Source organism: Lysinibacillus sp. 10T31, assembly GCF_056394365.1.
Genome location: NZ_JBFTHS010000044.1, coordinates 12,957 through 39,350 on the forward strand (window position 1 = coordinate 12,957; position 26,394 = coordinate 39,350).

A 26,394-nucleotide genomic window follows, 5' to 3' on the forward strand; every position below is an offset into this window, starting at 1 on the left:
GATATTACATCATTTCCACCTTATCGTTGAATCCAGTTCGATTCATTCAAAAAGCACAACGAATATCAAAACACCTTTTCATTCTTCACTATAATTAAAAACAGGAGTGACATATGATGAACAACATGATTCAAGATATGATCGATTGGATTGAAGAGCATCTGTTTGAAGGGTTTTCCCTCATAAAACTAAGTGAAGCAATGGGCTATTCTTCTTACTATTGCTCCTTTAAATTTCATCAAATAACGGGCATTAGCATCAAACGATATATGACCCTTAGAAAAACCTACCTTTCTTCAATCAGTCTTAGTGAAACAGATGAAAGGATCATTGAAATAGCGATCAAACATGGCTACTCGTCCCAAGAAGCTTTTTCCCGAGCTTTCAAGGAGATATTTGGAGTTAATCCCAATGCCTTTCGTTCATGTCCTGAACCATTGCAAACATATGTAAAACTCACTATAAATGAAGCGAGGGATTATTATATGGACATTTCAAAAAAATTAAGAATTGAAGATTTACAAAAGCATGTGGATAAACATTTTGATCACGAAGTATTGAACATTTTAAATGGACAAATGATGTACGAAGAATTCAGTTCTCAACAATTAATGGGAAAAAGCGATTACGCACCTTTTAATGAAGCAATGTGTGTACACGACACCGTTAAAACCATTTTTAGCTACTCATTCAAACAGGTTCGAGCGACAGGACATCAAGTCTCATTAGCAGAATATGAAGCAATTACAGTTGCACCACTTGAAAAGACCTTATTTTCAAAAGAATATCAATGTATCGTTCTTTGGTTTGGTGAAGATATGTTTTGTCAGATGAATTTAATAACGATCTTAGCTTATTTAGAACAGATATCATTTAAAGGAACTATTTATTATCATGCGGTGAGAGAGCAAACATATGATGTGAAAGAAACGGAAATAACACTAGGTAACTATTATGATATATACAAAGCAGTATTATTAGACCACCGTATGCCAGATGTAGAATTGCTGCCTGTTATGTATCAAGGAATTAAATTGTATTTAGAATTGTTGCAAAGCGATAACGCAATAACAAAATACATTCAAACACATCAACATCTTCCTCACCGTGAAATTGTTCGAAACTTGCTGCATCTTTTCCCTCAATATGGTTTAGGGGATACTCAATATTTAGAATTAATTAAAGCAACACAAAATAAAGATTGAGCGTTGCTTACCTCCCCCTTTAGAGTGATGAAGAGTTGTTACAAAACTCTTCATCGCCACGAGAAAACGAATCACCCGCTTTGTAGAGAAAACTAAAATATCCTTTATTTTCAAACTGCATTACATTTCTTATAATTTGTAATAATGCATAAAATTTGTCAAGTTACATAAAAACAAAGAATGAGGTGTATTGAATGAGGATTATAAAAGTTGTAGATTATAACCACAATTGGAGCAGCGACTTTCAGAAAGAGGAACGTTCTATTAGAGATATCCTTCAAGATGAATTGGTGAATAGTTTTCATATTGGAAGTACATCAGTTCCAGGTCTAAAAGCAAAACCCATTATTGATATATTACTAGTAGTCAATGATATTCATAAATTAGATTCATTTTCTAAGCAATTTCAAGAGATTGGATACGAAGTTAAGGGCGAATTCGGAATAACTGGAAGAAGATATTTCCGTAAAGGTGACGATCTTCGCACACACCAAATTCACGCTTTTCAATATAACAACATTGAAGAAATAGAAAGACATTTAGCATTTAGAGATTACCTTCGAGAGCATCCCGAAGTTTGCAGGCAGTATGGGGAATTAAAGAATCAGCTTGCCAAGCAGTATCCAAATGATATTGATGGCTATTGTAACGGGAAAGACGATTTTGTCAAAAGTGTTGAAAAAGATGCTATTAAATGGCATTGGTATGTCCGTTAATATCCTTGAAAACCCTCTTTACTATATTATAAGGATATTAAATGTTGAGTAACAAAAAAATTTTATCAAACAATATCATATACGAGGGTGTAATAAATGAAAAAAGCAGTGAAAATAGCCTCCTATTTAGGAGGCTATTAATATTAACACCTGCTTCTTTTATACTATCCTCATTTGTAGCAAGACTATTTCTTCTACTTAAATATTAATTTGTTATTTTTCTCATAACCCATTCAATGGGTCCCCTTTTAAATTTTCTGCTCCATAAAACAGAAAATAAAATACTCGCTACGAAAAACAATAGTGTAAATACTAATGAAAATGCTAACGTTTGGTTTTCTAATCTATTTAATAAAGTTAATATGCCGACACCGATAAATACATGACTTACATAGTGAGTTAATGTTAACTGTCCTGTTTGAATAAGTGATTTGGTCAACCAATGACTAGGAAAATTTTCTACAATATAAATAGAGGCAACGATGACAATTATCGCTGAAGCAGAATTTGATAACATATATAATATGTTTGGTGGAATTGGTCCAGTTTGAAACAAGAATTCGGCACTGTTACCATCTAATACCGACAGAGATAGCCGCATCAATACTTTTGAAAGTACCTCTATCGTTATGAGTAAAAATAAAGAAATAAACAACATTTTGTTTCTTACAGCTTTCTTCGATAAATCAAGTCTGCCAAGGATCATTCCGAGTAAAAAGAAACAAATCCAAGGGAATACTGGATGATACCCATTAAATAACAGATTTCTAATAAAACCTTCTATCGTCCAAAAATCAAGATATTCCATAAATGGCTGGTCGGGATGCCATCCTTTCAAATAATTCATTGTCACTTGTAAGACTTGCGTGGTGATTAAAAAAAGACTAGATATGATGATCATGAGCTTTGTAGAAGCTACGATAAGAACGGATGCAATCAGCATATAAACGCCATAATAATGAAGGATATCTCCAGTCCAATCTGCAACATATAAAAGTAAACCTAGAATAAAAAGAAAAGCGGAACGTTTCCATAATTTCACCTTATTTTCTTTAATAATAGAAAGGTCACCGCCATTTCTAGCTTTTCTTGTCATCAAAGCAACACCGATACCTGCCAGCGTAACAAAAGTAGCAGACGCTCTTCCATCGAAAAGTCCAGTAAACCATATAAGCCAATCCGGCCCATTTCCTACCGCTCCCATAATAATTTTAAAGTTAACTATCAGCATTCCAAACATAGCCAAGGCTCTAGCGAAATCTAACCCTTCAATACGCTTAGATTGTAACTGTTTAATCATAAATGTTCCTCCTTAAGTACACGATTGGGACATCCTTTTATAGATATTGCAGACTTTTTATATCTACTAAAATATTGATGAAACCATTATTTATCAGAAACCTATGCATTTTTTGCGCCCTGCTTAATACATCATTAACTATAAACTATAGGGTTGACCTAATGTCAAACCAACTTTTTTGTGTCCACCTCTCAGTCGTTTGCCCAATTATTCATTTGTAGAATGATGCTAAAACCCACACGGCGCAAATCCGTTAGCTTTATCATATGGAATTTATACTTAGAACTTCTAATATCCATTCCTTATAAAGGTTTTATCTTAGGTTTATTGTTTGACATTGGGCTAGCCCTAGAGTTTATATTTATCTAGAGAAGAGGGATATTATGGATGAAACAATTACAATAAATCAATTGGCTAAAATATTTGATATTAGTCATCATCAAATACGATATTACGAAGAAAAAGGACTCTTATTTCCATCCTATACGGATAATAATAGATATCGAAAATATTCTCTGAAGGAAATTTATCAACTTGCTCAAATTTTAATGTTGAGAGACTTAAATCTTTCCATCGCACAAATTAAAGAGGTTTTAACTACATATGAAAAAAATGATTATTTGAGTTTATTAAGCGAAAAATCAAAAGAACTTTCAGACGAAATAAACAAACTACAAAAAATTAAAAAGGCAATTGATAACCATTATATAAATATTACAAACAAAAAAGTAAATTCAACAAAATACTTAAAAAAAAATCATTTAGAGAAAATAATCACTTTAAAAACAAATGATACTTTATCAGCCAAAGATATTTTTAAATTACAATTATCAACGCAATTTTTTTATAATGATATTATTTATGTTTTTGCAGAAGATGAATATCATATATGTATAAAAACAGAACATAAAGCTGATTTCATCATGAATGAAGGTAAATATAGTTCTATATTTATTATTGGTGAAAATGATGAAGAATTTGAGGAACAATTATTATCCATTATCGACAAGAACAATGTCCCTATCTATGTATTGGAGCTCTCAAGCGGCATTTTTTCTAATAGTAATATTCTTGAGTTAGAAATTCTAATTCCCGAAAATAGTGATAAAAATTAAAGTTCATATCATTCAAGACTCGATCAATACAGAAAAACTTCGTGCTACAACTTTTTAAATAGTATTATATGACTTTGGAATGATATGCAAAATCAAAAAGGAATAATTATGAAATAAATAACATTTTAAACAGCTCCCATGTTGAACCGAATTGTTCAACATGGGAGCTTTTTTTTATACTGAATTATACATTCATGTCTGTAATGGCAGGAATATTTATTTCCTTCACACATGAAACTGGTGATAGATTAATAACACATTGGACAATGGTTACAATATCTTGTACAGGAATACGTGTACCTTCATACAATTTAATTGCCTTTTCAGCCCCTTCTTCAAAAGGTACTTCAGCAGCAAGTTCTCCTGGATTAATACACGTTACAGAGATCTTATCTTTTCTCGTATGCTCTCGTAAAGCATTTGTAATGCCTCGTAAGCCAAATTTAGAAGTCACAAACGAAACTTGCGCATTATTCGAATGATCTAAACCTGCTGTCGATCCTATCAAAATCACTTTTCCATTTTCCGCCTGTCTTAAATTAGGTAATAGCGCTTGGATATATGTAATTGTGGAAGTTAAATTAATATTAATTATATTTGCAATATCCCCAACTTCATCGTTATCAAACGTATAGTCATCTTCAAAACCACGTTTTTCCCATACTCCAACATTGTAAATTAATACATCCATAGCAACGTCTTTTAAAGCTTCTTTTAAAGTAGAAATATGTTGTTGACTAGATAAATCAATTGTCAGCCATTTCCGAATGACGCCATCATTTATATCTAAACTACTTGGTCGTGTGCGCGACACCACCCATACTGTGTCCCCTTCTGTTGGCAAACCCTTTACAAATGCATCACCTAATCCTTGGCTTGCTCCAAATATAATAAAGTTCTTGCTCATCCAATCACCCTTTCTATATAGCTACAACGTAAGTATAGTTAATAGAAAAATTAGTAACAACTAAAATGATTTCTGGAAACACTTAGGAAATAATAACTGTCTATGCTCGTACGTTTTAAACCTCTTTCACCCAATACGTTGTACAATCATCACTTCGATCTAGGAAACCATATTCAATTAAGTATCTTCTAATTGATACATAGTCGCTATAAATAGGCTTTAAAATCGCATTCACTTCTTTTTCGTTATATTTACGCTCTATCTCAAACTTCGTCACAATGTATTGCAGTAAAATTATTTTTCGTTTTTCCTTACTTGGAAAACTTTCAATAGGACCATCTAAACCATTTTTAAAATACGTCGCTAGTACTTTTTCTTTCTCGTCTACTGTAATCGCATAACGTTCATCCACCTGTGTTGCCCCCTTATGAATTGGTTCGTATACTTTTGTTGTTTCTAAAGCCTGCATAATTGCCAGAAAAACTTTCGCTTGTTTTTCCTTTTCTTTCAATTTAAATCGATGTTGTCGAATTGTTGAAATACTATTTGCAGAAGTACTATTAATAATTTCTTTATCTGGCGCCCCTGTTGCAAATAGCATCAGTAATTCGGTCTGGATATCTGATAGCCCAGTATACTTCTTATCTAATTGAAGTAATGCTTCAAAAACAGAGATATGTTCATTCTCAATATGGTGTTGTATAGCTTTTTTAGCCGTAAAAAATCGATTATCTATTTGGAATACTTCTTCGGCATCAAATATTTCTTTACAAAATATACATTCATATGTATCAGCTGTGTTTACATATCCACTTGATATTTCCTCTATTGTCAAATCACCTATATTCATAAACAAAACCCCTTTGCGTTCATCATTTAATAAACAATATATAATAAATTCATTCATTTGTAAACAAACTCTCATTTTGTTTATCTAAAAACAAAAAGAAGAATCCATTTTGACAATAATTAATCAAAATAGATTCCTCTAGGTAAATCATCTTAAAAGATACGATGGACATATCAATTTTTTATACAAACTCTTTTAGCATTTGAGAATTTTTAGCAATTAATACTGATTACACTAAGATTAATCATTTTTAGGGATGAACCAATAGTTATCTTTGTTATTTTCATCCATGTATTTTTTAAACTCTGGAGAATCATAGGCGTCTTTTACTGCTTTTGCCCATTCGGTATCTTTATTTTTTTCATTTACTACTGCTACTAATTCGTAATTTTTCACAACATCTTCTTGCAATATTGCTTCTTTCGCATCAATTCCCGAAGAATATACGATACTTCCTGGGATTACACCATAATCCAAGTCTTCTAATGTACGTGGAATTTGAGCTGATTCCATTTCTTTAATTTCTAACTCATATTTATTTTCCACGATATCTTGTGCTGTTGCTTGAATTGGATCTATACCCTCTTTAATTTTTATCCAACCCGCTTTTTGTAAAATTGCATATGCACGAGCTGCATTAGATGGATCTTGTGGAATACCAATTACGTCACCTTTTTTCACATCATCTAATGATTTCTTTTTACCAGGGAATAAAGCAGCTGGAACTGTTGGGACAGCTGTTAACGAAACAAGTGATGAACCGCTTTCCTTATTGAAGTTGTTCATATAAGCTGTATGTTGGTCCACGTTTAAATCAATACCACCATCTGCTAAAGCAACATCTGCTTGTCGTAAATCTGTAAATTCTGCATCCTACTAAGTATTTCACGGGCTTGTTTGATAATTTTATTTAAAAATTTGCACTCTGTTATTGACAGAAAATTCGGACTCGATATATAATTTTTGGTAATACCACTATCTCTAATTTGTTTTACCAAAAAAACAAAGGGGACGATGATTTGAAAGAAAAGGAGAGCTCCTCAGATAAAATTGAGAATCAATTAATTAGATCCATATTGGCAGGTGATTATTCTGTAGGAAGTACTTTACCGCCGGAAAGAGAGCTTGCAAAAGAATTTGGTGTTGGTCGTCCAACTATTCGGGAGGCACTTCAACGTTTAGGAAGGGGTGGATGGATAACAGGAAGAAAAGGAATGCCTGCAATTGTTAATGATTATTGGCGCAATGGGAATCTAACGACACTTGTTAATATTGTGGAGAATCATCATATCGTAACAGATGAATTTATCATGTACTTATTAGAATTAAGAAGTTCTTTGACTCCGACTTATATTCGTGATGCTGTTACGTTTAATCAACCTAAAGTGGTTGCTCTCCTTGCCAATCTAGAGCAGCTTGAAGATAGTGCAGAAAGCTATGCAGCATTTGATTGGGATTTGCAAAAAAAGTGTGCCGGCCTTGCTGTTAATCCTATCTTTCTACTCATTTTAAATAGCTTCGATTCCATTTATATAAATATGGCGAAAAGATATTTTTCTATAAAAGAACATCGTGAGTTGTCCTTCAACTATTACCACGACTTATTAAAAGCTGCATTAAACGGAGATGCCATGGAAGCGGAAAGGTTATCTACGACAACAATGTCGAAAAGCTTGGCTCTTTGGAAAGATAGAAAAAAATAAAGAATACTGGAGGCGTGAGAAATGAGTTTGAAATATTTTAAAGAATATTTTTCATATCCGGATATATTAATCATGACCTGTCTATTCCTCATTAGCTTTGGATTTATGATTCTACATTTAACCTCTATCGGAATTTTGGGTGCTTTTATTCTGGGAATGATTATGTATTCCTTAGCTGAGTATGTTACACACAGGTTTCTTTTTCATCTGAAACCACCAAATAATGCATTCTTGTTAAAAATGCTCAAACGCTTACATTATGACCATCATTCAAATCCGAATGAATTGCATTTATTATTTTTACCCTTATGGTATAGTGTGCCAAACATTGCAATTGTAGCAGCCATTTTTTATATTCTTTCATCTAGCTTTATAATGACAAACGCATTTATTGCTGGTATCATGCTCTTTTTATTATTTTATGAGTGGAAGCATTATATCGCCCATCGCCCACTTCGTCCAATATCTCCATGGGGGCGTTGGATGAAAAAGGTTCATTTATGGCATCATTTCAAAAATGAAAATTACTGGTATGGAGTGACGAACCCAGCCTATGATTTTCTCATGGGTACCTTTAAAAACCAAAAGGATGTTGACCAAAGTAAAACTGCTAAAAATCTAGAGAAACGCGGCGAGTAGCAAATAGAATTATTAAAGATATGCCTTAAAATATTCGGTCCTATTCTATCTTTATGATAAATTTTGCACATTGGAAGAAATCTATTTCGCGAAGTATAAAAATGTCTTAGCACATAGGGACAACGTCAAAATAAGATATTTATAGACTTTAAATAAACATAAAATGCCACAACCTACATAAAGAGGTTATGGCTTTTTTATGGTTTTCAGTTACTTATGGTACTTTAAAGGAATCTGCATAAAGTCCATTGATTTTATACTTTAAGTCGATAAATATTACTTGCATTTGGCAATCTCTATTTATATTTCCCTAGTTTCTTGCTTTAGCCATACTCTCTCTTCTTCATTTAAATAAGGACTTAGCTTTGTGTATACCTCTTGATGATAATTGTTTAACCATTGCTTTTCACTTTCTGTTAACATATCTTTATTTATACCGGCTAAATCAATAGGGCAATACGTGATTGCTTCAAACTTCATAAATTGACCAAACTCTGTTTTCTCGTCTTCAACTACTAACATCATATTTTCAATTCTAATTCCATATTTACCCTCAAGGTATATTCCCGGTTCATTTGTAATAATCATGCCTTTTTCTAAAATAACATTATTATGATCATTCCTTATGCTTTGTGGTCCTTCATGAACATTTAAGAAAAAACCTACCCCATGTCCAGTCCCGCATTTATAGTCCAAACCATGCTGCCAAATTGGTTGTCTTGCTAAAACATCTAAGTTTGAGCCTGTTGCTCCGTATAAATATTTTACTGAGCTTAATGCAATAAACCCTTTTAACACCAAAGTAAAATCTCTTTTTTGTTCATCGCTAAGTTTTCCTAAAACAATCGTTCTTGTAATATCTGTTGTTCCATCATAATACTGTCCACCTGAATCAATTAAAAAAAGACCTTCATTCTTGAGCGTATATTGGGTTTCTTTATTAGCTTTATAATGCATCATCGCAGCATGTTCTTTATAACCTGCTATCGTATCGAAGCTAGGTCCAACAAATCCTTCCTGCTCCCTTCGGAAATCTTCTAATCTTTCTTCTGCAATAATCTCTGTAGTTTCTTTTTTATCTACAGAGTTTTTTAGCCATTTTATAAATTTCACCATGGCTAAACCATCTTTTATTTCACACCATTTTAAATTTTTTATCTCAACTTCATTTTTAATAGCTTTTAAATTAGTTGTAATGTTAGAGCTTTCAATTTTCTTTGTATTGCTGTTAATGGCATTATATAATCTGATATTTGTTTTATTTGTATCTAGAATAACAGCATCTCCGTTTGAAAGATTTTCTAATAATGTTTGTATTTCAGCGCTCGCTTTTAACTCAATTCCTTCAGCTTCCAGTTCTAATTTAACCATAGGGGAAACCTTGCAAGAATCAATAAATAAGTAACATTTATATTCTGCTACGATTACATTAGCTGTTGCAATTGGATTGTTAGGCACATCTGCCCCTCTTATATTTAAAAGCCATGCAATGTCATCAAGAGAAGTTAAAATATAATAATTTGCTCCTTTATTTTTCATTTCTTCTCTTACTTCATTTAATTTTTCTACTCGTGATTTGCCTGCATATTTTACGTCATGCGTAAAAATTGGTTCTTTAGGAATCTCCGGTCTATCTTCCCACAGATCACCTATTAAATCTTTATTCATTTTTAATACGATTCCCTTTGCTTTTAGATCTTTTTCCATCTTTTTAACCATATCAATTGAAAAAACATTTCCATCAAAGCCCACATTGCTTCCTTCTTTAAGAACATCTGCTAGCCATTCTGTATAAGATGGTACCCCTGGGTCCATCATTCTAAATAATCTGATTCCTGAGCTCTCAAGCTGCTTTTCAGCTTGAATAAAGTATCTGCCATCTGTCCATAACCCAGCATCCTCTAATGTAATAACTACAGTACCTGCAGACCCTGTAAATCCTGATATCCATTGTCTACATTTCCAATGTTCTGCTACATATTCACTCTGATGTGCATCATAGCTGGGAATTATATAAGCATCCATTTGATTTTCTTTCATTAGCTTCCTTAACTTTTCGACCCTATCTCTAATATTCATAACTAATACCTCCATTTTCTTTAAGACTAAATTCTTTACTTTCACGCTCATACAGCCATTCAGCTAATACTATACTAATTATTCCGGCCGTAAGCTTTGATATTATAAATGTGCCTATCATTTCTGGTGCTACTCCTGACACAAATCCAAGTTGACCACCAAATACAAATGCTCCACTTACTCCAAAGGCAGTACATACCACTTTTCCTTTAGGATTCATTTCCTTATATGTTCCAAATATCAACAAATTACTAGCTAAGCTTACCCCAATCTTGAGAACTGTTCAAAACAGAAATGGACTGCGAACGCATAGTTACTCCGGAATCCCACTGACATTAGTCAGCTTGTCCCTTTAGGGGTGGGAGTCTCAACAAATCATTTATTGTAGATATAATTAGGCGTATTAACAGCTATAAGCTTGACCTTTTTATTAGTGTAGTTAGCCCAATTATGTGCAATACTTGATTCCATATGAACACTGTCACCAGGATATACTTCATACCTCTTATCATTTATGTAAATTGTTAATATACCCTCTAAAACATAAATAAACTCTTCTCCCTCATGCTTATAGGATAATATTTCTTCATCTTTCTTTTGAGGAAGAATTTCTATAAGCCTTGGAACAAGTTGTTTATTTTCCAAATCTGTACTTAAGCTATACTTAATAAAACCTCCTTCTACTGAATCCATTATTTCTTGTTCATAACTTTTCAAAACCATATCTTTCCTTTTAAGTGGGTAATCGAAAAAATGTGTTAAATGCACCCCCAAAGTTTCAGCTAGTTTTTCAAGTGAATCAACTGCTATGGTAGTAAGTCCCCTTTCTAATTGAGAAATAAATCCAACAGAAAGTTCACTTTTTTCACTTAACTCTTTCAAAGTAATACCTTTTTCAGTCCTCAATTTCTTTATTTCCATTCCAATATTCATCATTTCACCTCAAATTTCATTTTTACGAATAATATAATACATAACATAGCAATAAACAACATTTTATGAAAATAATTTCATACATATGAAATTGTTTAATTAACATTATCAAATATTCTCTCAAGTAAAGTCCGCATAATTACACCCTCTATCGCAAAAAAAGACGCTTGATCTATTAGATCAATGCGCCTAAATTGTTAAATAAAAAATATGAAAAAATGTTATCTTATTGTGCCTTGTTTAACTAAAGTACCCATAGCTCGTTGGAAAGTAAAGATTAACGAGCCAAGTAAACTCCTTGCAGCATAGTAGGATTCTGCGCCATTGTGGTACATAACTCAACCTCTTTCTCTTGCCCTCTGTGTATCTCTTATATTCTTTTGAACCGTTATAGCTGCAAATAAACTAAGAACAAATGCCATACTAAAAAATCCTTTTTCGCTTAAAACAATACTTCCTGCATTGTATAAACCGATGGCCATTAATGCAATAGATACAATAAGAGCGAACCAACTAATACCATAATAAATATTAGTAACTGGTATTCCCTCATCTTTATCTCTAACTGCTTTTTGTAAAGATATCGCCGAATAAAGTCCGAATACTAGAACTGCAAAGTAATATCCCTTTTCGTTCAATTGCATAGTTGCGTTAAACAAACCTATAAGATAAGACGCAACACCTACTAATAGCGCTGCCCACGAAGCCCCTTTGAAGGCTGCAGTCGGTTCTCCTTCTTTCCTTTCTTCTCTCCTTTCTTCTTTCCTTTCTTCTTTCCTTTCTTCTTTCACTTTTAAATCATTTCGTTTTTCTTTATCTAATAAAACTTCATCATCATTGGACATTCAATTTTTCGCCTCCATCTTTTACTCTAATAAAAAAATGGAGCACCAGAAACACTGTAGTGCACCTTCTTTGCAAAACTAACCTGCCAATAAGTTGAATAAGAAAAAAGAGCTTCGTTATTAAAGTATATGCTCATTAGCATGAAGAACATAACTTCACAACCTTTAGTTTTCGCGATCAATTATACCTCGTCCGAAATCGGTTTTGTGCTTAGGCCTGCATGAGGTATGAGTGTAAATCTTAAATCAGTTGTACTAACTCTGGATTTAATACAACTTTATGAAACCTCCAACAATCAGAGTATTCTGTACCAATTTCGTGATCATGCAAGCAAACCCTGTTCATTCCATCACATCCGTCAAGACCACAACAGCCATTTAATCTACTACTATCTGAATGGTGGTTTGAATTGATTAAATCCTTGATGTTGATAATGATCGATCCTTTTAATATTTCAAAAGCTGTTTCCTCTTGAATTAAATAAAAGCCTCTAGGAATATAATCTTGACCATCGTTTTCATTAATCAAATTCAGGTCTTTTAATTCCGATAATGGTTCAGAAATTTCTAAATTACACACTCTACAAATCAGTTTCAACTTATCGCTTCCTCCTTTTATATGAATATATGTTCCAGTCAATGCTAAAATCGGTTTCTCCTTAGCCATCCGTGTAGCGCAAAACTAGCGCTACACAACAGAGAATGAAAGAATACTACGTTCTTTCATGTGTGTAAAAGACTACCTATACAACTCAATGAACTTTAATTAACGCACTCCGTTACTTCAATAAGAACCCCTGAATATAAAAAAGCAAACATTAACGAAAAAACTCATTCCTAAATAGAATATTGTAAAGAAATTACTGTATTTTTATTTTAAATGCATCCGTTTGAAACCATAATATTTCTAATTGGAATATTGTCAACTTGAGTCATTCCTAAATAAGACATAGCTTGAAATTCATTTTTCAATCTGTATAATCCTTTTGAATGTAAGCTCCTACCCAATCCAGTTCCCAGAAAATTAGGATGAATGCCTATCCCAAAAATGCATCCCTCCATATCAATGTGGTCAGGTAATCTTGCCAAGTAAAAAATCAATTGCCCATCCAATCCACCGAGCAACCAGAATTCAATTTCGAGTGTCTTAGAAATTGCACTAATTTCACTCAATACTTTTAAATGTGAGTCAGTGTGTGCATCGAAATTTTCTTGTATCATATAAAACCTCTAATTTCCAATTTTCACCATTTCGAAAGTTCTTACCCCACTAAACTGCAACGTTAGTACAAAAAGTTCAATAAAAAAGCGTTAATCCTTCCGTAATCAACGCACACTTTAGTTGAACAGTAATCTATCTATAATCTTTTATTCCACTTTCAAAAGCTTGTCTATCTTCATTCTCAATGCCGTGCAAGGCTTCTTGTAAAGCAAATGTACTTTTATAAAATTTAACTCGTTCAGATATTTCATTACCGTTAGGATATAGGTTAATACACATATCAAAAAAATTTTCACCATAGCTAGAGAGTATGCCGGCAAAGTCATACGCCGGATCTCCTAAACCAGAACCACCAAAATCTATTATCCCTGAAATCATACTTGTTTCTGGATTCCACAAAATGTTAGATGCTCCGAAATCTCCGTGTATAAGTGTTATATCTAAATTTGAGAATGCTTTCCCTTTTAGGAATGTTTCAAAGGATTGTGATATTTCCTTTTGAGCGTCTTTTCTGATAAAAGGAAATAATGTATTTTGAATCTTATCATACAGGTTATACATCTCTTCACTAGGATTACGAACCTTTAGTTTCAAATCTCGACTTGCTTTTTCTCCTGAAATAGAATGGAGTTCTACAAGAAAAGAAACAAGTTGTTTTGCCAACCTTTTCACCAATTCAACGCTATTAACATCTGTTAAACTTTCCTTCCACAAAGGAACACCATCTATTAGTTTATAGCCAGTGAAGACCTTACCTGGTTCTACCTCTTCAAAAGACTGATAAATTGGATTCGGAATAGGAGTGGAAACGATCCCTTTAATATATTTCAAAATTTCCGTCTCTCTTCTTAATTGAATGATGCCATTTTTATATTTTGGAAATCTAAAAACCAAAGATTTGTTTACAATTAACACATCATTATTCTGTCCAATTTCATTAAGATAAAAGTCTTCAATGGAAAGGTCAGAATAACAGGATTGAATGTTTTCAATAAAGTTATTATTCATATAGAAATACCCCCTTTGGCCTTTTTCAATTGTTTTGGTACCTAAACTCTTGTTGAACTGTCCTGCGCAGTTAGTTTAACTACATTTCTTCACAAAATTTAAATCCATTTTAACATAAATATCCAATAAAAAAATCACCTCTAAGGAACGAGGTGATTTTTATCAATCTTACTTGTAGACTATCCATCTTATTTACGAAGCTACACACTGCCCTAGTAGCCAAAAGCGAATAGATGGCATTCAATTTTAAGAAGCATCTGCATTTTCAAACTGACTATTGTATAGATCCGCATAGAATCCTTTTTCAGCAATTAGCTCTTCATGATTACCACTTTCAATAATATCTCCGTCTTTCATAACTAAAATTAAATCGGCGTTTTTAATTGTTGAAAGTCTATGTGCAATAACAAATGATGTTCTGCCCACCATCAATTTATCCATTGCTTTTTGAATAAGTGCTTCAGTACGCGTATCAACGGAACTAGTAGCCTCATCTAAGATAAGCAATGGTGCTTTTTTAACCATTGCCCTTGCAATCGTAATAAGCTGTTTCTGTCCTACAGATAAACTTGTATTATCATTTAAAACTGTATCATAACCTTTTGGCAACGTTCTAATAAAGTGGTGCAAACCTACTGCTTTACATGCTGCAACTACTTCATCATCGGTTACATGATCTTTGTTATAAATGATATTTTCCTTAATGGTACCTTCGAATAGCCAAGTATCTTGCAGCACCATGCAGAATAAGTCGTGAACATTTTTACGCGTAATGGACTTAGTCGGTACATCCTCAATCATGATTTCCCCGCTATCTACTTCATAGAAACGCATGAGAAGATTAACAAGCGTTGTTTTCCCAGCCCCAGTAGGTCCGACAATGGCCACTTTTTGACCGGCTTTTATCTCAGCAGAGAAATCTTTAATAATAAGTTTCTCTTTCGTATATCCGAACTTAACGTTTTCAAATTTCACATTGCCGTTAACATCTTTGGCTTCTAAAGTGGCTTTCTTATCACTTTCATCTTTAAGCTCTTCTTCTTGTAAGAACTCAAATACACGTTCGCTTGCTGCAGCAGTTGATTGCAAGCTTGTAGCTGCCTGTGCTAACTGAGACAACGGCTGCGTAAATAAGCGGATATACACCATAAATGAAACAATAACACCAAATGTAATGGAACCTTTCATTGTTAGTGCAGCACCTACTACACAAACCACAACATAACCTAAATTTCCAATAAAGATCATGAGCGGCATCATCATCCCTGACATAAACTGTGCTCGCCAAGCGCTATTAAAAAGACTCTCATTGATTTCATTAAATTCTTGCTTCGCCGCTTTTTCACCATTATAAACCTTCATGACATCATGTCCTGAATAGATTTCTTCAATATGGCCATTTATTCTACCAAGGTCCTGCTGCTGGCGAACGAAATACTTGCGGGATTTGGATATAATAAAGGTCATAAATACAAATCCAATGAAAGTTGCAGCAATGGCAGAAAGAGCCATTGTAACATTAATAGTGAACATCATAATCAAAGATCCAAAGAACATAACTGCCGCTGTCACTAACGAACCAATACTTTGGTTTAGAGACTGTCCAATCATATCCACATCATTCGTGACACGACTTAATACATCGCCATTCGTTGTTGAATCAAAATATTTCAACGGTAATCTATCGATTTTGTTCGAGATATCAGTCCGTAACTTTTTGGATACTCGCTGAGTAATTGTAGCCATAATAAACGCCTGAATATAATTGAAAATAAAACTCAGCCCATACAAAATAGCAAGGAACAGACCAATTTTTCCGATAGCCGTAATATCAATCTCACCAGCCATGCCATCCATTATCAAATCGGTGATCTCACTAAGCTTATTCGGTCCAATGATTGTGAAAATTGTTCCTACAACTGCTAATACAAGAGCAAAGATTATCGCTGGTAAATAAGGTTTACAATAGGCAATCAACTTCGCCCAAGGCTTTTTGAAATTCTTGGGCTTTTCTCCAGGAGCCATATGACCTGGACCACCTGGACCTTTTCGAGGCTTATTTTGTGTATTAGGCATTTTCCAACTCCTCCTTCGATAGTTGCGAATAGGCGATTTCCTGATAAGTGTTACAAGTTTTCAATAATTCACTATGTTTTCCTATACCAACGATTTTACCTTCATCAAGAACAATGATTTTATCAGCATCTTTAATCGTTCCAATTCGCTGTGCCACAATCAATGAAGTTGCACCTTTCGTTTCTTTTTTCAAAGTAGAACGAAGTTGACGGTCTGTTTTATAATCTAATGCAGAGAACGAATCATCAAAAATAAAGATTTCTGGATTTCTATTCACTGCTCTTGCAATAGAGAGACGTTGTTTTTGTCCTCCAGAAAGATTTGTACCGCCTTGGGCAATCGTTGCTTCATATTCGCCCTCCATTGTCTCCACAAATTCTTTACCTTGGGCAATTTCCACCGCTTTTTTAATCTCCTCATCTGTTGATGGAGACTGGCCGTTATCACCGTAGGTAACATTAGATTTTACTGTCCCTGAAAATAATACGACTTTTTGTGAAACGTATCCGAGTTTATTATGAAGAGCTTCTTGTGCATATTCTTTCACATTAATACCGTCGACTAATACCTCTCCCTCAGTAGCATCATAAAACCTTGGGATTAAATTAATAAGCGTACTTTTACCACTACCTGTAGAACCAATGAAAGCGACTGTTTCGCCTTTATGTGCTGTAAAGCTAATATCTTTTAACACATAGTCCTCTGCATTAGGATATTTAAAGCTAACATTACGCAGTTCGATTTCACCTTCGATTCCCTTAGGCGACGATTGTCTTTCTCCATTAATAATTGTTTGAGGTGTATTTAGTACTTCATTTATACGTGCTGCCGATACTGCTGCTCTAGGTAGCAAAATGAATGTCATTGATAATAGCATAAATGCCATAACTACCTGCATTGCATAAGATGAAAATACCACCATATCACTAAACTTACCGATTCTATCCATACCCGCTGCATTATTAATTAAATGCGCTCCAATCCAATAGATAGAAAGAGTTAAACCTGACATAATCAGACCCATCCCCGGCTGCATAAGGGCCATAAGGCGGTTTACAAAAAGATTTGTATCAGTTAAGTTGTTATTTACTTTTTCAAATTTTTCTTCCTGATACCCTTGAGCGTTATAAGCATGAACAACACGAATACCAGTTAAACCTTCTCTTGTTACTCGGTTAAGATTATCTGTCAGTTTTTGAACGACTTTAAATTTCGGTAGCACAAAGATGATCAGGTTACCTATCAAAATAAGTAAAACAATGACAGCTACTCCTGTTGCAGCTGACCACTCCCAACTTTTCCCCATGATCTTCAAAATAGCCCATGTTGCAAGGATAGGAGCCTTAATCATAACTTGAAGACCCATTGCAACAGTTTGCTGTATTTGCGTTATATCATTAGTAGAACGAGTAATAAGACTTGCGATTGAAAAACCATTAATTTCCTCCATAGAGAAAGATAGAGTTTTGTCAAATACTCCTTTTCGCAATTCCTTTGAAAGAGAAGTTGCTACTCTTGCCGCAAAATAGCCTACAATGATTGCCAATATCATACTGCCAAGGGCACATAAAAGCATCTTCCCTCCAGCTGACCATATGTCGCTCGTATTACTGCCCTCTGTTTGTACAAGTGTCGTAATTTTAGACATATAATCCGGCAACTTCAAATCCAGCCAAACTTGCCCTACAATGAACACAATACTGGCTACGATTAGCGTCCATTCTTTTGGTTTTAAGTATTTAAATATTTTCAACATGTTTGCAGTCCTCCTTATTTAGTTAGCATGCTAACTATATAGTAATAAAAACCTCAAAATTGCATCTTCTTCAAGATTCAATATTCTCTTTCATAGCATCCATCACTTCAAAAAAAACCTCAAGTTTCTCTTCCGGGATACCTGTTAGTAATTTTTGTTCAAGCATTGCTCTACGCGTCATGATACTGTCATGTATTTTCAACGCATCTTCTGTTAAGACAATTTTTTTGAGTCTTGAATCATAGGGAACAGTTTGCCTATTAATCAATCCATTACTTTCCATAGATTTCAGTATTCTCGACGCTGTTGATTTGCGAATAGAAAATTCTCGTTCAAAATCTTTTTGAAATACATCTGTATCTTGATTTTTGTAAAGATAACCAATCGTCCAACCATGCATTGCAGTAAGGTTATCTCTTTCCGTTTGAATAGTACATATGGTTTGATCCAATTGTCTTCTCATTAAAAGCGATAATGTACGCAACTCTAACCCAACTGATCTCCTTTTGCTCAATTTTCTACCTCCAATATTAGACTGTTAACTTTAGTAGTGTTCCTGTGGGGCATGTCGTATTTAACTCAATACATAATTTTATTCGTAAGACGCTTATGCCATTAGGTGAAAGATGGATCATGTTCAGATTTATCTCCGTATTCAGTTTGCCATATTCACTGCAAAAAATTCAACAAAAAAGCAAAACCACTTTTTAATTATAAAAATAAGTGGCTTTGCTTTGAAATAAAGTATGTTGATGAATGTCAAAATAACAATGTTCGGAAAATTCCATTAAAGCTTTCTACTTTCTATTGCTTTCGATCTTTTTTTCATGATTTCATTTACGGAACTATTTTCATATCATTGATTACCTGGGTGATCTTTTATCATTTGCCAATAGTCTGCATCTTTTGTTCTTTTGTAAAATTTGTAAAATGGTTCTTTATGGTGAGCAAGTTCTTTATAGAACCTAATTATTTCCTGCAAAAGATTTTCGATATCTTGTACAGGAACTTTTTTCACAAATAGCTCTCCTGCCTGTGCATTTTTCCCCATCGGAACAGCCCCTAAATACACATCAAAGCTATCTTTCTGATAGACAAGCCCAATATCATCATAAACGGCATTATAGCAAGCTGATGCACAGCCATTCATATTAATGCGAATCCTGCTTGGTACTTCCAAGCCTTCAAGCTGCTGATACAGCTCCTCTGTAATCTGTGCTGCCTCCATTTTATCGCCATCACAAAAATCACAAGCCTTCATAGCTACAATCTGTCCTTGCTTTGCAATATATAAGCCCGCTTCTTCCAACTTCCTTTTGGCCGTCGTTAATTCTATTGTCGGTACGGATAGTAGTATACTGTAGGACGCAGAATATTTAATAGCGCCACTCACTCCGACTACCTCCGCGATTGTTTGAAATTGTGCTGGTGTATAATGTTTGTTAATAATGCCAGGACTCACAGCAAGACGCGTAAATTCACCTTCTCTGTTTAACTTAGCAAATGTTTTTTCAGGAATATTATGGCTAAAAGCATTTATAGTCATTTTTACACTCCTCCTATAAAAAAAGCTAGCACATGGCTAGCTCCTCTTTTTTATTGAAAGCTTTCTGGATAAAATCCTTGTGCCAAAATTCGAATTGCTTCAGCCGCACGAACACCTTCGGATGCTGCTGATAGTGGTAAAATAACGAAACGTCCGTTTAATACCGCATCCGTTTCTTTTAGTGCTGGATCATTTTTTAGGAAATTAATTTTTTCTTCAGCAGTAGTTGAACCATAGTCAATTACAACGATAACTTCAGGGTTGCGCTCAACTACATCTTCTTTTGAAACAGTTGCCCAGCCAGACTCAACATCACCGAAAATATTTTTTCCACCTGCTACTGTCACAAGTTCATTCATGAAGTTTTGTGCAGCAGTGAAAACATCTTTCTCACCACTATCAAATACAAGAATACGTAAATTACCCTCCTCTTGCGGAAGCTTCGAACGAATGTCCTCTACATCTTTTGTCATTTGCTCAATTAACTTTTCTCCACGCTCTTCCACATGGAATATCTTGGCGATGTTACGAATATCGCCGAAAATATCCTCTAACTTAGGATTTTTAATGCTTGAAGATGTATGTAAATAAGTGTGGATGCCAAGTGCTTCTAGTTCTTCTGGTGTTCCGACACCCTTCTCACTAAACGCGCTTTTCCAGCCTGCATATAAAAAATCTGCGCCTGAATCAATCACTTGTTCCTTTGTTGGGTATTGCTCAGCTAATACCGGAACTTTTTCATACGCTGCCTGTAACGGTGGATAAATTGCATCATCTAAATATGCTGTTCCGACCATCGAATCCTCTAAGCCTAACGCTAGCATAATCTCTGTCACATGTTGATTTAAGCTAATCGCTTTTTTAGGTGCTTCCGAATAGACTTGTGTCGTATTGTTATTGTCAATCGTTACTTCCGTTGCTCCTGCTTTTGCTGGTTCTACTTGTTCACTTTGCGATGCTGAATCTTGTTTTTCCCCGTTACCACAAGCCGCTAAAATACTTAGCATTGCGATTGCAAGAACAAGCCATACGCTTTTTAATGTCTTCATGTCTACTTCTCCTTTTTTCTAAAAAATATATAGAAAGAAATCTAAGACTCCTTAACTAACTATAAAAATTGCTCAGATATATAATAAATATGCGGCTTTTTCGTGACAGGATGTACACTAACTTCCGCATGTACACCAAACACCTTTTGTAGCAATGAGGGTGTTAATACATCAAACGGAGTTCCATACGCCGCAATTTCTCCGTCCTTTAAAACATAAATTTTATCGCAATAAGTTGCTGCAATATTTAAATCATGCAAGGCTACAATGACCGTAATCGGCAAGCTCTGTATTAAATCCATGAGCTGGAGTTGATGCTGAATATCTAAATGATTCGTTGGCTCATCTAATGCCATGACCTTAGCCTGTTGCGCCAAAGCCCTTGCAACAACGACCCGTTTTTTCTCACCACCAGATAATGAACTAAAAGTACGTTCACTTAAATGCAGAACGCCTGCTTGCTGCATCGATTCCTCGACAATAGCTAGATCTTCTTTTGTATCCACTTCCATAAGCCTTTTATGCGGTGTACGTCCCATTGCAACAAGATCCTTAACAGTGAACTCAAATAGCACTGGTGTTTCCTGCCCTACGACGGCTAGTTGCTTTGCTATCTCCTTTGAAGATTGCTTGTAAATATTTTCATTAAATAAAAATACTTCTCCCTCTTGGGGTTGTAGCATACGGTACATATTTTTTAATAGGGTCGATTTCCCACTGCCATTAGGGCCAATTATGCCCACAAACTCGCGTTCTTGAATATGTACAGAAACATTGTTTAATATTTTCACCTGCTGCACAGCAAAAGTAAGGTTTTTTGCTACGTATACCATCTAATTCTCCTCCCCGAAAGAATACATTTGCTTACGCAACATCCATATAAAAAATGGGCATCCGCATAAAGCCGTAATAATTCCAATCGGCATTTCCTCAGGTGCAATCACAATGCGTGCAACTGCATCAGCCCATATTAAAAATATCGCACCAACTAATGCACTGACTGGCAGTACAAACTTATAATTTGAGCCGACAATCATACGTACGATATGTGGAATAATCAGACCTATAAAGCCAATTGCACCACTTACAGCAACAAGGACACCTGTTAATAGGGAAATTAATAAAATTAGTAGCAATCGAAATTTCTCTAAATTAACCCCTAGCGTAACAGCAGATTCTTCGCCTAGTAAAAGTAAATTCAAATGACGTGCATGGAGACGTAAAACTACGTAGACGACCGTTAAAACAACGAATGGAATCAATAAATTCCCCCATTTTGCTCCAGCCAGACTTCCCATCATCCAATACATCACTGCCTTTATGCCGCCCTCTTCTTTCGCCATCATCAGCATAAAATTCGTCATTGCTGACAAAACTAGTGACACGGCAATTCCGGCTAATAATAATCGAATAACTGAAATTCGCCCCTCAACTCGTGCTAAGAAAAACACGATTAGTACTGCAATCGTCGCACCTATAAAAGCCGCAAATGATAGCGCATACATACCCAAAAATGAAAAAGCTCCAAGTAAAATAACAGACGTCGCACCGACAGATGCACCGGAAGATACACCCAAAATATAGGGGTCTGCGATTGAGTTGCGAACTAAAGCTTGAATAGCAGCTCCCGAAATAGCAAGACCCGCTCCGACTATTATGGCAAGTACTACGCGGGGAGTACGAATTTGCCATATGATAATTTCCTGCGAACGACTCCAATCTTCTGCAATTCCAAGTGGATTGAACGGGATATGCGACAAAAAAATACGCCATACAATACCAGGTGTAATAGATACAGAGCCTACCATTATCGCTAACGTCATTGATATTAGAACGACACCAGTCAATACTAATAAGAGTAGGTTGATTTTTCTTGTTGTTGGATTTTTCAAAACGCTCTCCTCTCTTAAAGCAAAGGGCATAAAAAAAATCCCCTTGTCACAAGAGGATGTCATAGTTAAATAAAGGGCGTCTCTTCCCAGTCACTACAACCATCCTCGTGGTTCTATGTAAGTTTGTTACTTTTATTGGCAGGTCTCCTGGCTCAGGTTCATCATCTATACGCCTTCCCATAGCTCGCTACAGTGACTATTGTATAGACTCTCCATTACAGTTGCGGGACAGCATCGGATTTGCACCGATTTCCCTTTTAAGCAAACGAACAATGTCATTCGCACCAACAAGAATTATTAAGTTATAAGAGGAACAATATCAGAATATTTTCCAGATAGCAATTATATTATATAATACATTAAAGTAAAAATATTAATAAACGAGCGTTTAATAGCTGTAAAATAGAACTATTAAACATTAATTATTTTTAGAAAAATAAATATATTTAGCCTTCTTCTCTATATTCAATATCACAACGTAATCCCATTAAAAAAAGAAAAAACATTAGCAGATGAATTTTCGGACATCTTTTAGTTTGAAGAGCAGTCCGATAAACACAATTATTAATATTACCGTTATACTGAAAATTAATTTATAATTAATATACAAGAAGTTGTAATTATTATTAATAGGAGAAGGATATATGAAAATAGTAATTGCAGAAAAACCAGATCAAGCTGCAAAATTAGCTGCCCCCTTTTCTTTTACAAAAAAAGCTGGTTACTTTGAAGTTAAGCCTAACACATATTTTCCAGATGGAGCACTAATTACATGGGCGATAGGACATCTATGTGAATTGAAAGCACCTGAGGAATATAATCCAACATGGAAGAAATGGACATTAGAAACATTACCGATTATTCCAGATCGATTCGAATATAAAGTGACAAAATCAAAATATAAACAATTCAATGTAATTAAAAGTTTAGTAAAAAGACCTGATATTCGAGAAATCATCATTGGTGGTGATGCTGGGCGTGAAGGTGAGTTAATTATCCGCACCATTTTGAGAGTATGCGGTGTTAATAAACCGATGAAACGTCTATGGATATCATCTTTAACAGAAAACGCTGTAAAAAATGGGTTTGCAAACTTACTACCAGAAGAGAAAACACGTGATATTTATTTTGAAGCACTAAGTCGTTCATGTGCAGACTGGCTAATTGGCATCAACACATCCAGATTATACACGGTACTCCTCAAACGAAATGGCGTGAAAGATGTATTTTCAATTGGTCGTGTACAAACACCTACACTTGCACTAATAGTAAAGAGAGAGCATGAAATTGCGAATTTTAAATCAGAACCATTTTGGGAAGTGGAAACAGAGTTTAATTTTAATGGAAAAATGTTAAAAGCAAAATGGCATAAAGATAACATTTCAAGGGTTCAAGAGGAACGACAAGCTATTGCGATTGCTAATTTCTGTATCAATAAAAATGTAGAAATTAATAGTATTAAAAGAGAAACAAAGGAATACGCTCCTCCATTGTTATTCAACTTATCTGCATTACAAGCTACAGCAAACAAGGCCTATAAATTCTCACCACAAAATACACTGGATATTTTGCAAAAGCTTTATTTAAAGGGCGTAGTTTCCTATCCAAGATCTGATTCACAATTTTTAACGAATGAAGAAGCAAAAACACTACCTAAGATACTAGAGCATTTAAGTAAAATTGATAAATCTAAAGGTCTTCTTCCGCCCCCAACAAGTTCAATTATGAATAATAAAAGATATGTGAATGAAAAAAAAGTAACCGATCACCATGCAATTATTATTACAGAGCAAATACCAGACGTAGCGAAGCTAAGTACAGAAGAAGAAAAAATTTATGATTTAGTTGCAAGACAAGTCATTGCAGCACATTACAACAATGCCATATTTTCTTACACAACGATTCATTCACTTGTCGATAAACGTGCAGAATTCATCTCTAAGGGCAAAGTGCTTATGGAAGAAGGTTGGCGTAAGGTAATTTATCATTCTAAAGAAAACTCACCTACAGACAAAGATGAACTACTTCCCCTATTACATGAAAATGAGCAAGGTATCGTTGCGAAAGCTAACGTAAAAAAAGGTGAAACCCAACCACCAAATCGTTATTCTGAAGGTAATTTGATTACCGTAATGAAAACAGCTGGTAAACATTTGGAAGATGCGGAATTAGAAAAGGTCTTATCGAAAACGGAAGGATTAGGTACTGAAGCTACACGCGCTAGAATTATTGGTACATTAAAAGATCGAAACTACATCGAAGTTAAGAAAAACCAAGTCTTTGCAACGACTAAAGGTATGTTACTAATTGAGGCACTAGGTGAAAGTATCTTAACTTCCCCTTCTATGACAGCCAAATGGGAGCAACGACTTTCTGAAATTGGTGAAGGCAACGCTTCTCCTAAAGTATTTATGGAACAAGTAAAAAAGCTTGCTGACAAATTGATTTCAGATGCTAACATGCGTGAAAAGGAATGGGCATTTAATCAAAATGCAGTCGATAAAATCACTGCAAATAATCCGTACAATAAAAGATATAATAAAGAAAAAACAGTAGTTGGGAAATGTATCCTTTGCGAGGGGTCAATCATAGATCATGGCACTTTTTACGGGTGTTCAAATTATAAAACAGCTAATTGTAAATTCTCGGTTTCAAAGAAACTTTTAAGAAAAACTATTTCACAATCCAATATAAAAAAACTCTTGGCAGCTGGTGAAACAGACTTGATAAAAGGATTTAAAAAAGGAGAGAAAACTTTTAATGCCCACCTTATTTGGGATGAAAAAGAACGTAAAATTAATTTTAGATTTCCACAATAACTAACAATTCTACTTTCAACATATCGTTGAAAGTCTGTAGCTTGTATTAAGAATTTAATAATAGCCTTGATAAACAAGTAAAAAGAAAGTGCGTGTTTTAAAAAAAAAAAATCAAAACGTGCTCTTTATATATTTTATTGAATCATTCTTCTCTAAAAAAGATCGATCATTTCTATGATATTTCCTCCATTAAAGTGCCCTTTAATGAAGAAACATGCCAGAAATTATATTAAGCATGCTCTTTTAATATAGCTGTTTTCTCAAAGATTGTTGCTTTTGATTTTGCTATCTTCTTCGATTAAAGCACCCGTTCGTATGATAAGGTCAGCCAGAGGAAATCTGGTTGACTATTTTTTATTCAATTTATAGATTGATAGTAGCCTGGTCGAACGGAAACACCAGTGGGACTAGATCCCGACAACTAAACTGTTCGCCTTTTATAGGGTGATTTTTATTTAACCCCTCACTGTTTTATCAGTTCTTCTTCAAGTAAACTGCCCCGTTAGCCATCCATGTTGCTTAAAGTCAACACTACACCTCAGAAAATGAAAGATGATTACGTTCTTTCATGGGAGTTCAAGAAAGAAAAACATACTAAGATTAGTAGTGCAGACCAAGGCATTGGTTCGTACTACTATTTTTTTATATAGTAGAGGTGAAGAATAGGTCGGGCAGCTCTTTGGATCTTGAATCCGTAAAAAAAACTGACCTACTTCACAACCTTATTTGAATCA

At 34.5% G+C, this 26,394-nt stretch carries 23 protein-coding genes, 1 pseudogene and 1 riboswitch; of the genes and pseudogenes, 6 read left to right on the forward strand and 18 right to left on the reverse strand.

Annotated features, from left to right (window positions below; all coding sequences use genetic code 11):
- Window positions 1–116 precede the first annotated feature (116 nt).
- Complete coding sequence (locus AC1DCY_RS20920; protein ID WP_477353317.1) at window positions 117–1,205, forward strand: helix-turn-helix transcriptional regulator; 1,089 nt, start codon at window positions 117–119, stop codon at window positions 1,203–1,205.
- 194 nt (window positions 1,206–1,399) lie between these two features.
- Window positions 1,400–1,921 carry a GrpB family protein gene (locus AC1DCY_RS20925; protein ID WP_477353319.1) on the forward strand — a complete coding sequence of 174 codons (522 nt, stop codon included), beginning with the start codon at window positions 1,400–1,402 and terminating at the stop codon, window positions 1,919–1,921.
- A 205-nt stretch (window positions 1,922–2,126) separates the two neighbouring features.
- Here AC1DCY_RS20925 and AC1DCY_RS20930 read toward each other — a convergent pair whose 3' ends face one another.
- Window positions 2,127–3,221 carry a DUF418 domain-containing protein gene (locus AC1DCY_RS20930; RefSeq protein ID WP_477353321.1) on the reverse strand — a complete coding sequence of 365 codons (1,095 nt, stop codon included), beginning with the start codon at window positions 3,219–3,221 and terminating at the stop codon, window positions 2,127–2,129.
- A gap of 383 nt (window positions 3,222–3,604) precedes the next feature.
- Between AC1DCY_RS20930 and AC1DCY_RS20935 the strand changes: the two genes are divergently transcribed.
- Complete coding sequence (locus tag AC1DCY_RS20935; protein ID WP_477353322.1) at window positions 3,605–4,336, forward strand: helix-turn-helix domain-containing protein; 732 nt, start codon at window positions 3,605–3,607, stop codon at window positions 4,334–4,336.
- Between the two features lie 184 nt (window positions 4,337–4,520).
- Here AC1DCY_RS20935 and AC1DCY_RS20940 read toward each other — a convergent pair whose 3' ends face one another.
- From AC1DCY_RS20940 to AC1DCY_RS20950, 3 genes and pseudogenes are all read right to left on the reverse strand, one after another.
- Entirely contained in the window at window positions 4,521–5,243 is a 723-nt protein-coding gene (locus tag AC1DCY_RS20940; RefSeq protein WP_477353324.1) for an SDR family NAD(P)-dependent oxidoreductase, read from the reverse strand.
- Between the two features lie 115 nt (window positions 5,244–5,358).
- Complete coding sequence (locus AC1DCY_RS20945; RefSeq protein ID WP_477353326.1) at window positions 5,359–6,093, reverse strand: DUF2087 domain-containing protein; 735 nt, start codon at window positions 6,091–6,093, stop codon at window positions 5,359–5,361.
- A gap of 240 nt (window positions 6,094–6,333) precedes the next feature.
- Window positions 6,334–6,948, reverse strand: a pseudogene (locus AC1DCY_RS20950) (MetQ/NlpA family ABC transporter substrate-binding protein); the annotation flags it as partial.
- Between the two features lie 164 nt (window positions 6,949–7,112).
- Here AC1DCY_RS20950 and AC1DCY_RS20955 point away from each other — a divergent pair.
- Window positions 7,113–7,796, forward strand: coding sequence for a GntR family transcriptional regulator (locus tag AC1DCY_RS20955; RefSeq protein ID WP_477353328.1), 684 nt, complete (start codon window positions 7,113–7,115; stop codon window positions 7,794–7,796).
- A 21-nt stretch (window positions 7,797–7,817) separates the two neighbouring features.
- Entirely contained in the window at window positions 7,818–8,435 is a 618-nt protein-coding gene (locus AC1DCY_RS20960; RefSeq protein ID WP_477353330.1) for a sterol desaturase family protein, read from the forward strand.
- Window positions 8,436–8,735: 300 nt separating this feature from the next.
- Here the strand turns inward: AC1DCY_RS20960 and AC1DCY_RS20965 are convergent, their stop codons facing one another.
- From AC1DCY_RS20965 to AC1DCY_RS21030, 14 genes are all read right to left on the reverse strand, one after another.
- Entirely contained in the window at window positions 8,736–10,514 is a 1,779-nt protein-coding gene (locus AC1DCY_RS20965; protein WP_477353332.1) for an aminopeptidase P family protein, read from the reverse strand.
- Complete coding sequence (eutH, locus tag AC1DCY_RS20970; RefSeq protein ID WP_477353355.1) at window positions 10,504–10,785, reverse strand: ethanolamine utilization protein EutH; 282 nt, start codon at window positions 10,783–10,785, stop codon at window positions 10,504–10,506. Before eutH ends, AC1DCY_RS20965 begins: the two co-directional genes overlap by 11 nt.
- Before the next feature lie 104 nt (window positions 10,786–10,889).
- Complete coding sequence (locus tag AC1DCY_RS20975) at window positions 10,890–11,447, reverse strand: helix-turn-helix domain-containing protein (RefSeq protein ID WP_477353334.1); 558 nt, start codon at window positions 11,445–11,447, stop codon at window positions 10,890–10,892.
- A gap of 338 nt (window positions 11,448–11,785) precedes the next feature.
- A complete protein-coding gene (gene yiaA / locus AC1DCY_RS20980; RefSeq protein WP_477353337.1) occupies window positions 11,786–12,292 on the reverse strand; it encodes an inner membrane protein YiaA in 507 nt (168 codons plus the stop codon).
- 241 nt (window positions 12,293–12,533) lie between these two features.
- Window positions 12,534–12,959, reverse strand: a complete 426-nt coding sequence (locus tag AC1DCY_RS20985) for a hypothetical protein (protein ID WP_477353339.1) — start codon at window positions 12,957–12,959, stop codon at window positions 12,534–12,536.
- A gap of 209 nt (window positions 12,960–13,168) precedes the next feature.
- On the reverse strand, window positions 13,169–13,513 hold the full coding sequence (locus AC1DCY_RS20990; RefSeq protein ID WP_477353340.1) for a hypothetical protein: 345 nt from the start codon (window positions 13,511–13,513) through the stop codon (window positions 13,169–13,171).
- 133 nt (window positions 13,514–13,646) lie between these two features.
- A complete protein-coding gene (locus AC1DCY_RS20995) occupies window positions 13,647–14,522 on the reverse strand; it encodes a phosphotransferase family protein (RefSeq protein WP_477353342.1) in 876 nt (291 codons plus the stop codon).
- Window positions 14,523–14,768: 246 nt separating this feature from the next.
- Window positions 14,769–16,598 carry an ABC transporter ATP-binding protein gene (locus AC1DCY_RS21000; RefSeq protein ID WP_477353344.1) on the reverse strand — a complete coding sequence of 610 codons (1,830 nt, stop codon included), beginning with the start codon at window positions 16,596–16,598 and terminating at the stop codon, window positions 14,769–14,771.
- On the reverse strand, window positions 16,591–18,354 hold the full coding sequence (locus AC1DCY_RS21005) for an ABC transporter ATP-binding protein (protein WP_477353346.1): 1,764 nt from the start codon (window positions 18,352–18,354) through the stop codon (window positions 16,591–16,593). The genes AC1DCY_RS21000 and AC1DCY_RS21005 overlap by 8 nt, the downstream gene beginning before the upstream one ends.
- Window positions 18,355–18,424: 70 nt before the next feature.
- On the reverse strand, window positions 18,425–18,868 hold the full coding sequence (locus AC1DCY_RS21010; protein ID WP_477353348.1) for a MarR family winged helix-turn-helix transcriptional regulator: 444 nt from the start codon (window positions 18,866–18,868) through the stop codon (window positions 18,425–18,427).
- 342 nt (window positions 18,869–19,210) lie between these two features.
- A complete protein-coding gene (locus AC1DCY_RS21015; RefSeq protein WP_477353350.1) occupies window positions 19,211–19,900 on the reverse strand; it encodes a precorrin-3B methylase in 690 nt (229 codons plus the stop codon).
- A 50-nt stretch (window positions 19,901–19,950) separates the two neighbouring features.
- Window positions 19,951–20,949, reverse strand: a complete 999-nt coding sequence (locus AC1DCY_RS21020) for an ABC transporter substrate-binding protein (protein ID WP_477353351.1) — start codon at window positions 20,947–20,949, stop codon at window positions 19,951–19,953.
- Between the two features lie 59 nt (window positions 20,950–21,008).
- Window positions 21,009–21,782 (reverse strand): ABC transporter ATP-binding protein, encoded by a 774-nt coding sequence (locus tag AC1DCY_RS21025; RefSeq protein WP_477353352.1) that lies wholly within the window; start codon window positions 21,780–21,782, stop codon window positions 21,009–21,011.
- Window positions 21,783–22,871, reverse strand: coding sequence for a FecCD family ABC transporter permease (locus AC1DCY_RS21030; protein ID WP_477353353.1), 1,089 nt, complete (start codon window positions 22,869–22,871; stop codon window positions 21,783–21,785).
- 90 nt (window positions 22,872–22,961) lie between these two features.
- A riboswitch (cobalamin riboswitch) is annotated at window positions 22,962–23,145 on the reverse strand.
- A 340-nt stretch (window positions 23,146–23,485) separates the two neighbouring features.
- Here AC1DCY_RS21030 and AC1DCY_RS21035 point away from each other — a divergent pair.
- Complete coding sequence (locus tag AC1DCY_RS21035; RefSeq protein WP_477353354.1) at window positions 23,486–25,660, forward strand: DNA topoisomerase III; 2,175 nt, start codon at window positions 23,486–23,488, stop codon at window positions 25,658–25,660.
- Window positions 25,661–26,394: the final 734 nt, after the last annotated feature.

Coding starts and splice junctions, on each gene's coding strand:
- AC1DCY_RS20940 (WP_477353324.1), bottom strand. CDS start 5,243: ATGAGCAAGAACTTTATTATATTTGGAGCAAGCCAAGGATTAGGTGAT.
- AC1DCY_RS20925 (WP_477353319.1), top strand. CDS start 1,400: ATGAGGATTATAAAAGTTGTAGATTATAACCACAATTGGAGCAGCGAC.
- AC1DCY_RS20935 (WP_477353322.1), top strand. CDS start 3,605: ATGGATGAAACAATTACAATAAATCAATTGGCTAAAATATTTGATATT.
- AC1DCY_RS20990 (WP_477353340.1), bottom strand. CDS start 13,513: ATGATACAAGAAAATTTCGATGCACACACTGACTCACATTTAAAAGTA.
- AC1DCY_RS21035 (WP_477353354.1), top strand. CDS start 23,486: ATGAAAATAGTAATTGCAGAAAAACCAGATCAAGCTGCAAAATTAGCT.
- AC1DCY_RS21030 (WP_477353353.1), bottom strand. CDS start 22,871: ATGCCCTTTGCTTTAAGAGAGGAGAGCGTTTTGAAAAATCCAACAACA.
- AC1DCY_RS20930 (WP_477353321.1), bottom strand. CDS start 3,221: ATGATTAAACAGTTACAATCTAAGCGTATTGAAGGGTTAGATTTCGCT.
- yiaA (WP_477353337.1), bottom strand. CDS start 12,292: ATGTCCAATGATGATGAAGTTTTATTAGATAAAGAAAAACGAAATGAT.
- AC1DCY_RS20945 (WP_477353326.1), bottom strand. CDS start 6,093: ATGAATATAGGTGATTTGACAATAGAGGAAATATCAAGTGGATATGTA.
- AC1DCY_RS20995 (WP_477353342.1), bottom strand. CDS start 14,522: ATGAATAATAACTTTATTGAAAACATTCAATCCTGTTATTCTGACCTT.
- AC1DCY_RS20965 (WP_477353332.1), bottom strand. CDS start 10,514: ATGAATATTAGAGATAGGGTCGAAAAGTTAAGGAAGCTAATGAAAGAA.
- AC1DCY_RS20960 (WP_477353330.1), top strand. CDS start 7,818: ATGAGTTTGAAATATTTTAAAGAATATTTTTCATATCCGGATATATTA.
- AC1DCY_RS21015 (WP_477353350.1), bottom strand. CDS start 19,900: ATGACTATAAATGCTTTTAGCCATAATATTCCTGAAAAAACATTTGCT.
- AC1DCY_RS21000 (WP_477353344.1), bottom strand. CDS start 16,598: ATGCCTAATACACAAAATAAGCCTCGAAAAGGTCCAGGTGGTCCAGGT.
- AC1DCY_RS21025 (WP_477353352.1), bottom strand. CDS start 21,782: ATGGTATACGTAGCAAAAAACCTTACTTTTGCTGTGCAGCAGGTGAAA.
- AC1DCY_RS20920 (WP_477353317.1), top strand. CDS start 117: ATGAACAACATGATTCAAGATATGATCGATTGGATTGAAGAGCATCTG.
- AC1DCY_RS21005 (WP_477353346.1), bottom strand. CDS start 18,354: ATGTTGAAAATATTTAAATACTTAAAACCAAAAGAATGGACGCTAATC.
- AC1DCY_RS20985 (WP_477353339.1), bottom strand. CDS start 12,959: ATGGCTAAGGAGAAACCGATTTTAGCATTGACTGGAACATATATTCAT.
- AC1DCY_RS21020 (WP_477353351.1), bottom strand. CDS start 20,949: ATGAAGACATTAAAAAGCGTATGGCTTGTTCTTGCAATCGCAATGCTA.
- AC1DCY_RS20975 (WP_477353334.1), bottom strand. CDS start 11,447: ATGAATATTGGAATGGAAATAAAGAAATTGAGGACTGAAAAAGGTATT.